The organism is Acinetobacter pittii ANC 4050, assembly GCF_000399685.1.
Lineage (GTDB): Bacteria > Pseudomonadota > Gammaproteobacteria > Pseudomonadales > Moraxellaceae > Acinetobacter > Acinetobacter pittii_E.
The window spans coordinates 3710238-3719061 of the sequence record NZ_KB976987.1 but is presented as its reverse complement, the minus strand read 5'-3'; the positions used below and the strand labels follow the sequence as shown (position 1 = coordinate 3719061).

7 protein-coding genes and 1 tRNA gene are annotated in these 8824 nt (G+C 37.9%); 3 read left to right on the top strand and 5 right to left on the bottom strand.

Features of this window, described 5'->3' with window-relative positions:
* The 3 genes from F931_RS21270 to F931_RS21260 form a co-directional block, all read right to left on the bottom strand.
* Positions 1–76 (bottom strand) — tRNA-Val (locus tag F931_RS21270).
* 206 nt (positions 77–282) lie between these two features.
* Positions 283–786 (bottom strand): cell wall-recycling L,D-carboxypeptidase ElsL, encoded by a 504-nt coding sequence (gene elsL, locus F931_RS21265; protein WP_016143137.1) that lies wholly within the window; start codon positions 784–786, stop codon positions 283–285.
* Positions 787–887: 101 nt separating this feature from the next.
* Entirely contained in the window at positions 888–1265 is a 378-nt protein-coding gene (locus F931_RS21260) for a YbaN family protein (RefSeq protein WP_016143136.1), read from the bottom strand.
* Between the two features lie 103 nt (positions 1266–1368).
* On the opposite strand from F931_RS21260, the gene F931_RS21255 reads away from it, so the two are divergent.
* The 3 genes from F931_RS21255 (at position 1369) to dapE (ending at position 3791) form a co-directional block, all read left to right on the top strand.
* On the top strand, positions 1369–2241 hold the full coding sequence (locus F931_RS21255) for a DUF1853 family protein (protein WP_016143135.1): 873 nt from the start codon (positions 1369–1371) through the stop codon (positions 2239–2241).
* Positions 2242–2384: 143 nt separating this feature from the next.
* Complete coding sequence (locus F931_RS21250; protein WP_003655297.1) at positions 2385–2528, top strand: entericidin A/B family lipoprotein; 144 nt, start codon at positions 2385–2387, stop codon at positions 2526–2528.
* 126 nt (positions 2529–2654) lie between these two features.
* The gene (gene dapE / locus F931_RS21245) at positions 2655–3791 is read left to right on the top strand and encodes a succinyl-diaminopimelate desuccinylase (protein ID WP_016143134.1); all 1137 of its coding nucleotides are present in this window, start codon (positions 2655–2657) and stop codon (positions 3789–3791) included.
* A gap of 34 nt (positions 3792–3825) precedes the next feature.
* On the opposite strand, the gene F931_RS21240 is transcribed toward dapE, so the two are convergent.
* Entirely contained in the window at positions 3826–4293 is a 468-nt protein-coding gene (locus F931_RS21240) for a hypothetical protein (RefSeq protein ID WP_016143133.1), read from the bottom strand.
* Positions 4293–8804, bottom strand: a complete 4512-nt coding sequence (gene chpA / locus F931_RS21235) for a hybrid sensor histidine kinase/response regulator (RefSeq protein WP_016143132.1) — start codon at positions 8802–8804, stop codon at positions 4293–4295. Before chpA ends, F931_RS21240 begins: the two co-directional genes overlap by 1 nt.
* Between the last annotated feature and the right edge of the window lie 20 nt (positions 8805–8824).

The following is an 8824-nucleotide window of genomic DNA, read 5'->3' as shown; positions in this document are numbered from 1 at the left end:
TGGTGGGCGCTGACGGGATCGAACCGCCGACATTCTGCTTGTAAGGCAGACGCTCTACCAACTGAGCTAAGCGCCCTTAACGTCTTCATCGTTTGTGAGGTGCATTATAGAGAATCTTTAACAGGTGTCAAACGCTTTTCGACAACTTTTCAAAAAAATGCGAATGAATGATTAAAAATAAGTCATTATTAAGTAAAAAACAATTTTTTGTATTTTATTTAAACACTTATTTCAATTTTTTCGACATTTGCATAGCTAATCAATAATAGATAAAAATCACTTTCAGGTTAAAGATTGCTCAGACAAATAAACCAACGCATCTTCAGCCACTAAATCAAATAACTCAATGATTTCTTCATTACGCATTCGGACACAGCCATGCGACATTGGCACACCCATTGGTTGAGTGTCTGGAGTCCCATGAATATAGATGTAACGCTGCATGGTGTCGTGGCCTTCGCCTTTATTAAAGCCTTCTTGTAAGCCGTCTAACCAAAGAATGCGGGACAGTATCCAATCTCGCTCAGGGAATTGTGCTGCTAGTTCAACGTTATAAACCTCCCCTGTCGGCTTACGCGCAATAAAAACTGCATTTTGAGGAGATTCGGCACCAATTTTTTTTGCAACTCTATGCCATCCACGTGGAGTTTTACCCGTGTTTTCTTGCTCACCAATTCCGTTCTTTCCAGTAGAGATGACATAAAACTTATTATGTTTAGGCAAAGTTAAGGTTTGGTTTGCCAAATCGATGAGGACATCGGCATCTTCGAGCTTAAATTGAGACATTGAACTTACTCTCTTATATCAACTCAAATATTTTGAGTTTAAGTAAAAATTTATAGGAAGAAGTTGTCTTGCGCCAAAAATAAAAGGTTCTCAATCTTCTTTTATCTACGCGCAGTTTCACTTTTTGGCTCAGGCCGTAACCATAACCAAACTGCAACGATGAACATGGTAGTATCAGTAAAAACCTTGACCCAAAGCGGTGCTGAAGTAAATAGCATTATGAGGCCACTGATTGCCATCATTATGCTTGCAATCCACTTCGCTTTACGTGGCACTGTACCATTGGCTCGCCAATCACGTAATGTTGGGCCATATTTAGGATGATTTAATAACCAAGCATCCATTTGTGGCCAACCTTTTGAGGCCGCCCAAGCAGCCAGAATCAAAAACACTGTTGTTGGCATACCTGGTAAAATTGCTCCAATAATGCCTAGCGTGATAAAAATCACGACCAAAGAGCGCCAGAACAATGTTCGCATATATAAACCTTAACCTGCTGTTAGCGTTAGTATAAAGTGTTTTTCTTATATTGTTTGTTGATCCCTTATGAAATTAGGATGAATTACTTCGAGTATTGAATATATGAATATTGCCTCAGTTAAAACTTCCTATTTCGAACCATGGCTTCAATTTCAACATCCTATAGTGCGGCAGTTGGCTTTTTGTATCGCTAGCCCCAATTTACTTTGCAAATTACCAAGAAGTTTTTCTATACAACACGACTTTAAATTGCATCCAAGCGAAGTATGGGAAAGACATTTTCAAAATTATTTACCACGTTTAAAAGAACTTGATCAGTCCCCAGAACCATTAATCCAGTTTTTATCTCAGCTTAAAAGTACACGCTTAGGTTTACGCTTTGAAAATTTACTTTGGTTCTGGCTGCAAGAAGATGGTTATCATCCGTATCAGTTATTGGGCCATAGTATTCAAAAAATTGAAGGAGCAATAACTTTAGGGGAGTTAGATTTCTTAATTTTAAATAAAGAAACTCAACAAGTTGAACACTGGGAAGTCGCGCTAAAATACTATTTAGGTGAAGCAGATTTATATTTAGAACAATGGATTGGGTTGAATCGTCAGGATACTCTGAGCAAAAAGCTTTATCATTTTACTAACAAACAATTTCAGTTCACTGAAGCATTAGATTTTAAGATCGAACAACGTTTTGCCGTTATAAAAGGACAGCTCTATCTTCCTTTACAGTTAAATTTGCAACAGTCATTGCCAGACTGGATAAATTTAAAGCGTCGATTAGGATATTGGGGTACTACCATTCCACACTCTTCCTTTTATCGATTAGAAAGGCACGAATGGTTGTGTCCAAATCAAAAACCTAGTTCGGTTTCAGCGCATTGGTGGACAGATGGTTTATATTGTAAAAGTAGTGAAGAGGTCATGTTTTATATGTATAGACGCCCTGCATACTTAAACTTTAAGTCAAACCCATACTAATTGGTAAAAATTAAAAGAATTAACAATAACTTTTTAAGCTTCTAGAAACATTTAATAACGTTTTTACTATTAAACAGTCATGTTTCTTTTTCCGTTTGTTTTTTAATCTAAATTTACTTCATTATTAAATTTAAACGGAGAAAATGATGAAAAAAGTTTTAGCTGCTTCTGTAATGATTGCTGTTGTTTTAACAGGCTGTAATACGTTTAAAGGTTTTGGTAAAGATGTTTCTAAAGCAGGTGATGCTGTAACGAATACTGCTGAAAAAACACAAGATAAAATGTAAGTTAGAGTCATCACTTAAAAAACCTTATCTCCCCGATAAGGTTTTTTTATTTTTACATACCCATCCCGTAGAGATTCCCCTATTATATCGGACTATATTTCACCTGATCAGCACGCAATTTTCGGTATGAACCATTCAGATACTCTCTCGCTTAGCTTAGAACTGTTACAACAACCTTCTGTTACTCCTATTGATCACACCTGCCAAACCATCATGGCCGACCGTTTAGCTAAAATCGGTTTCCATATTGAACCAATGCGTTTTGGTGAAGTTGATAATCTCTGGGCACGCCGCGGAACTGAAGAACCCGTATTTTGCTTTGCGGGTCATACTGATGTAGTACCGACAGGTAAATTAGAAGCATGGAATTCAGATCCATTTGCACCGGAAATCCGCGATGGCAAATTATATGGTCGTGGTTCAGCCGATATGAAAACAGCTCTTGCAGCGATGGTCGTCGCATCTGAACGTTTTGTAGCAAAGCATCCTGATCACAAAGGTTCAATTGCCTTTTTAATTACTTCTGATGAAGAAGGCCCTGCTGTTAATGGTACGGTTAAAGTTATTGAGACGCTTGAAAAACGTAATGAAAAAATGACATGGTGTTTGGTTGGTGAACCTTCAAGTACTCATAAACTGGGTGATATTGTTAAGAATGGTCGTCGTGGCTCACTTAATGCTGTATTAAAGGTTCAAGGTAAGCAAGGACATGTAGCTTATCCACATTTAGCGCGTAATCCAATTCATGAAGCGTCACCAGCTTTGGCAGAACTATGCGAAACGGTTTGGGACAATGGAAATGAATATTTCCCTGCGACCTCATTTCAGATTTCAAATATCCATGCAGGAACTGGCGCAACAAATGTTATTCCTGGAACATTAGAAGTTACTTTTAACTTCCGTTATTCAACAGAAGTGACAGCAGAGCAACTTAAACAACGTGTACACGAAATCTTAGATAAACATGGTTTACAGTATGAAATCGTGTGGAATCTTTCTGGTTTACCGTTCCTAACACCAGTCGGTGAACTCGTTAATGCAGCACAAACAGCTATTTTGAACGTAACAGGTACTGAAACTGAACTTTCAACAAGCGGTGGTACCTCTGATGGCCGTTTTATTGCTCCAACAGGCGCACAGGTATTGGAATTAGGTGTTCTTAACGCAACAATTCATCAAATTAATGAACATGTTGACGTGCATGACCTTGATCCATTAACTGATATTTATGAGCAAATTTTAGAAAATTTATTAGCTAAGTAAAAATTTAAAAGGAGCTCAAAATGAGTTCCTTTTTTTATAAATGAAGAGAATTTTGAATATATTGCAGGTTAGGCACATGGTAGCGTTGATTGTCCATACGCACATATTTAAATACAGTTGCATGCTGCAAAGACTCTTGTATATCTTCATTCTCATCTACGACTTCAGAAATACGCAAACGGACTGAAACTGGCATCGATTTACACATCAGTGCAAAACGTTGGCTAATATCTTCATTTTCAATGACTAATGCTACTGCTCGCAAATCAATTTTATTGTGAACTGAATAAACAGGGAGTTTTACATCATGCCATTCAATGTGTTTTATGCCATTTTTAACATCCATAGCAGATAACACTATATTTTGCGGCAATAGCATCGGCACTTGCTGATGACACTCGATAATATATGCATCAATAAAACCAGTTGAGACAGTAATTAAATGCTGAAGCTCTTGCTGGTCCATTTCATTAATTAAGGATGTACTTATATTATTTTTCATTAGGCAAGTCCCCCTTCAAATGCCATGAATAACGCATCAATATTGTTAAGTAAGTCTTCTTCTTGGAAAGGTTTGCCCATGTACTGATTAACCCCTAAAGCAAATGCTCGTTCACGGTGTTTTTCGCCAGTTCTTGAGGTAATCATGATAACTGGCATATCTTGATGTAGATCATGATGACGAACAAGATTGAGAACCTCAAAGCCATCCATTCGTGGCATTTCAATATCAAGCAGCATCAGATCTGGTTTAATATTTTCCAATTGCTCAATTGCATCGACCCCATCTTTAGCGGTGATTACATCATAGCCCTGACGTTCAAGTAATCGAGACGTGACCTTACGCACAGTTACCGAGTCATCTACAATCATGATGAGACGGCGTTCATCAGACTCACGTTGTCTATAGATAGCTTCATTAAGCGACTTATGCCGTTGGGTAGATTGGATCTGGCGAGCAATATTTTGTCCATCTAAAATTAGACAAACTTGGCCATCACCTAAAATAGTTGCTCCCGCAATTGCCCCAATACTAGAGAATTGCTGTCCGACTGGTTTAACTACAATCTGCGCACGTGAGCCAATCAGTTGGTCGACTAATAATGCAACAGTTTGTCCATTATTTGCTTTAATCATTAATACTGGTAATGAATACATCATTCCACTTAAACGCGGAATGGGTTGATTACCAACAAACTCAGATAAATAACGTAATGGATAGCGCTTATTTTCAAATTCAAAGAACTCTTGTGCACTTCCGAAATATTGTTCTAACGAGGCTGGTGAAACCCGCACAATTCGATCAATTTGAGCCAATGGGATTGCAAATTGCTGATCAGCAACTTTAACCATTAAGGCATCACTAACAGCTACCGTAGTTGGAACACGTATGGTAAAGACAGTGCCCTGCCCGTAGACAGAGTCGACACTCACGTGGCCACCTAAGGTCTTAATATCACTTTGCACGACATCCAGTCCTACGCCACGACCTGAAATCTGAGTGACTTGATCGGCTGTACTTAAACCTGGATGGAAAATCAGCTGTAAAATATCTTGATGTTCTAATACTTGTTCCGAGTGAATCAAACCAGACATTAATGCCTTTTGACGAACCTTCTCGATATCAATACCTTGTCCATCGTCCTTAAATGTAACGACAACATCTGTACCTTGACGATGAATATTCAGCTCAATGCGTCCAGTTTCTGGTTTTTGCGCTTGTTCACGTTGCACACGGTCTTCTAAACCATGGTCAATTGCATTTCTAAGCATGTGCTCAAGTGGTGTGACCAAACGCTCTAACATTGTCCGGTCCAACTCACCTTCAGTATTATTCACGAAAAGCTCTGCTGGTCGATTTAACGCAGTAGAAGTCTGTCTCACGATTCTTTGTAAACGAGGCAGCAACCGAGAGAATGGTACTAAGCGTGTTCGCATGAGACCTTCTTGAATTTCAGCCTGAATACGTGATTGTTGAACCAATAAACCTTCAGTGTCTCTGATCTTTTCCGATAATGTATTTTTAAAATCCACTAAATCTGACGCAGATTCGGCAAGAGATTTTGACAACTGATTTAATGAAGAATATTGATCCATCTCTAAAGGATCAAATTCCGTATACCGAGAGTTTTCAATACCGTGCTTTGCAATAATTTGAGTTTCTAATTCACCTTCCATTCGACGCAACTGATCTGCAAGTCGCTGAATAGCCAATTCCATTTCTGCGAGGGTATGGCCAAATTGGCTTAAATCCATTTCAATTCGCGAACGGTTAATTGAATTTTCGCCAGACAGGTCAATCATTTTTTCAATTAAATCTGCCGAGACTCGAATCATCTCATTATTTTGATCAAGGCGTTGTGTTTGTTCCCACGCACCCATCATTGGCGGTGGCTCTGTACCGTCACCTTGCACAAAACTCATGACAGGTTCTGTGCTGAATAGATCAGTTCGAGTTAATTTACTAGGAATTTGAATTGCTGTTTCAATGAACTGAATATTTTCCAGACTTTGTTGTAAACCATCGAAGTGTTGATAATTTTGTTTAAAAATAGCCTCTTTTAACCAGACAATTGCACTCTCTAATAAATTGTCATAAATATTTGAGCTGAAATGATGAAGTGCAAATTGTTCAAAAGCATTCTCAAGCTGATAAGCAATCGCTTGCACGGTTTCAAGTCCCAGCATACGGGAACCGCCTTTCAAGCTATGCACAGCCCTTTGTAGCTGAAGCAAGATACTTCGGTTAGTACGCTGCTCGAACCATTGTTTTAATAGATGATCGGCCGTTTCTAATAGTTCAGCCGCTTCCTCCATGAATGTCTGCTCGACAACAGAGCTAATATCCTGATCTTGAAGATTTTCCGTATAGCCTTGGTCAGCATTGAGAACTTGTAAGTCGGTTTGCTCAACAAGTTGATTATTAGTCTCAGCAATCTGTTCACAACCAGAAGTTAACTCACTGAAGATTAACGCTGTATTATTTATCGTTTCTTGTGGTAATTCTGCAAAATTTACTTCAGGCATAACATAGGTTTCAGATTCTGCTTGCACTTCTTTAATAAGAGAATCAAATACTTGGCCTGCATTTTTAAGCGCTTGAATAGTATGAGAAGCAGCATAATCTAGATGCTGTTCACGTACTATTTGAAGACGGTCAGCCAAGTCATCTTGAACTAGTCGAATAACATCAATGAGAGCAGAAGAAGCTATCAACTGTTTTTGAATTAAGCGCTCATAAATACTTTCTAACTCATGTGCAATTAAACCAATATAGCTTGCCTGAATCATATTTGCTCCACCTTTTAAGGTATGCAAATAACGCATCAGGTTATTAAGAGCTGCAAAGTTTTCTTGATCATTAACCCAAATATTAAGATCTTTATCCATTCCTTCAAGCAACTCATCAGCTTCTTCAAGAAAAATATCTAATAGATCTGGATCAAAATTACAGTTTACCTGTTCAGTCGAAATGAACTGTCGATCTAGTTGTACACTTTGACTCATTAAGATCTGATCAGTGAATACATTTTCTGTTGAGACTAGAGGTTCATTCGTTGTTTGTTCAACTTCAGTATTAAAGGTTGATTCAATAATTTCCTGATGAGTTTCTAATGGTTCAACATTAAGACTCGGAATATGTTGAGTATATAGTTTTAGTTCTTCCAAGACATTTTGGTGTTGCTCAATAATACTTACTCTTTGTCCCGCAGCTAAGGCATCAAATAACTGAATTAATTGTTGGTGTGCTTTTTGATAAATTTCAAAAACATAATCCAATTGCAGTAAATCAGGTCGTTCAAGTAATACCTTATAGCTGTCTTTGAGCTGGTTAGTATATTCATATAAACCAACCATTGCCTGCGACTGAGTATGTTCCAACAACACATCTGCTTGTTCACTTAAGCGTTCAAGATAATGAGGAAACTCTGTCCGTATTCCCTTCTCAAAGTCTAATTCTGCATCAAGCAATTCTGAAACATCTAACTGCAATAGCTGAGACACTAAACCATGTGGAGGCATGAGCGGGCTTGAATGCTCACCATGCTGCTCCATATAAGCATCCCAAATCTGATTAAATTTTTGTAGATCAGATTCCAATTGCTCAGTAGAACAATGGCTAGCCAATGAATCTAAACAATTTCGAATAAACTCGCGGTAATCGCGAAGTAATGAAATTTCTTCTGAATGAGAAGAAAGCTCTTCTTGTAATAGTATTTTAAATAAATGCTCAACTTTGGTACTGGCATCAAATATTGGTTCTACATGAGCCATAGCAGAACTGCCACGTAACGTATGTAGCGCACGTATTAAAGCATTATAACTTTCATGCTGATGTATTTCTTGTTCTAAAAATTGATCAATCGTCGCTAAGTGCTCTTCTGCCTCTTCCATAAATAAAATTAAGGTTTCAGCAAGAGTCTGTTCAGTTTCTATAGCAAACTCTGGAGTGGCAATAGTTAAAACATTAGTTGACTGTGGTTCGAAGTCATTCGTTTCTAAACCAGTTTGAGTTTCAGCAGTAAGAGTATCTGATAATAATAAAAGTTCATCTAATGCGGGTTCTATACTTTGCTGTTGTTGTAATTGTTGTCCTAATAAAATAAGGGGCCTAAAGTCTAAGGTATGATCTTTTTTAGATTTAAAGTCATCTACTAACTTAAAGAAATAGAACTTAAATACCAACTGAACATATTGTTGGATGTTAGGAGTTAATCCGAGACTCTGATTGATTACGCGATTCAGCGTATCTTCTACAGTCCAAGCAAGCTCAGCAGATGATTTTGCACCAATCATCCGGCCAGAACCTTTCAATGTATGAAAATAACGGCGGATTTCGGTAAGCGTAGCAATATTTTCAGATTGCATCCATTCGTCAATCAAAGATTGTAATTCAACAAAAATTTCCTCAATTTCTTCGACAAAGATTTCAAGGAATTCATCATCTTGTTGAGAATAGCTATCTTCCGGTAGCATCATTGCTTCAGTTAAAGTTTTTAATATTTCTTTCATAGCAAAGGCTTCTTTTGCTT

What these genes read in the sequence shown, in the direction of transcription:
- elsL (WP_016143137.1), bottom strand. Translation starts at nt 786, where the DNA reads ATGTCTCAATTTAAGCTCGAAGATGCCGATGTCCTCATCGATTTGGCA.
- F931_RS21260 (WP_016143136.1), bottom strand. Translation starts at nt 1,265, where the DNA reads ATGCGAACATTGTTCTGGCGCTCTTTGGTCGTGATTTTTATCACGCTA.
- F931_RS21255 (WP_016143135.1), top strand. Translation starts at nt 1,369, where the DNA reads ATGAATATTGCCTCAGTTAAAACTTCCTATTTCGAACCATGGCTTCAA.
- F931_RS21250 (WP_003655297.1), top strand. Translation starts at nt 2,385, where the DNA reads ATGATGAAAAAAGTTTTAGCTGCTTCTGTAATGATTGCTGTTGTTTTA.
- dapE (WP_016143134.1), top strand. Translation starts at nt 2,655, where the DNA reads ATGAACCATTCAGATACTCTCTCGCTTAGCTTAGAACTGTTACAACAA.
- F931_RS21240 (WP_016143133.1), bottom strand. Translation starts at nt 4,293, where the DNA reads ATGAAAAATAATATAAGTACATCCTTAATTAATGAAATGGACCAGCAA.
- chpA (WP_016143132.1), bottom strand. Translation starts at nt 8,804, where the DNA reads ATGAAAGAAATATTAAAAACTTTAACTGAAGCAATGATGCTACCGGAA.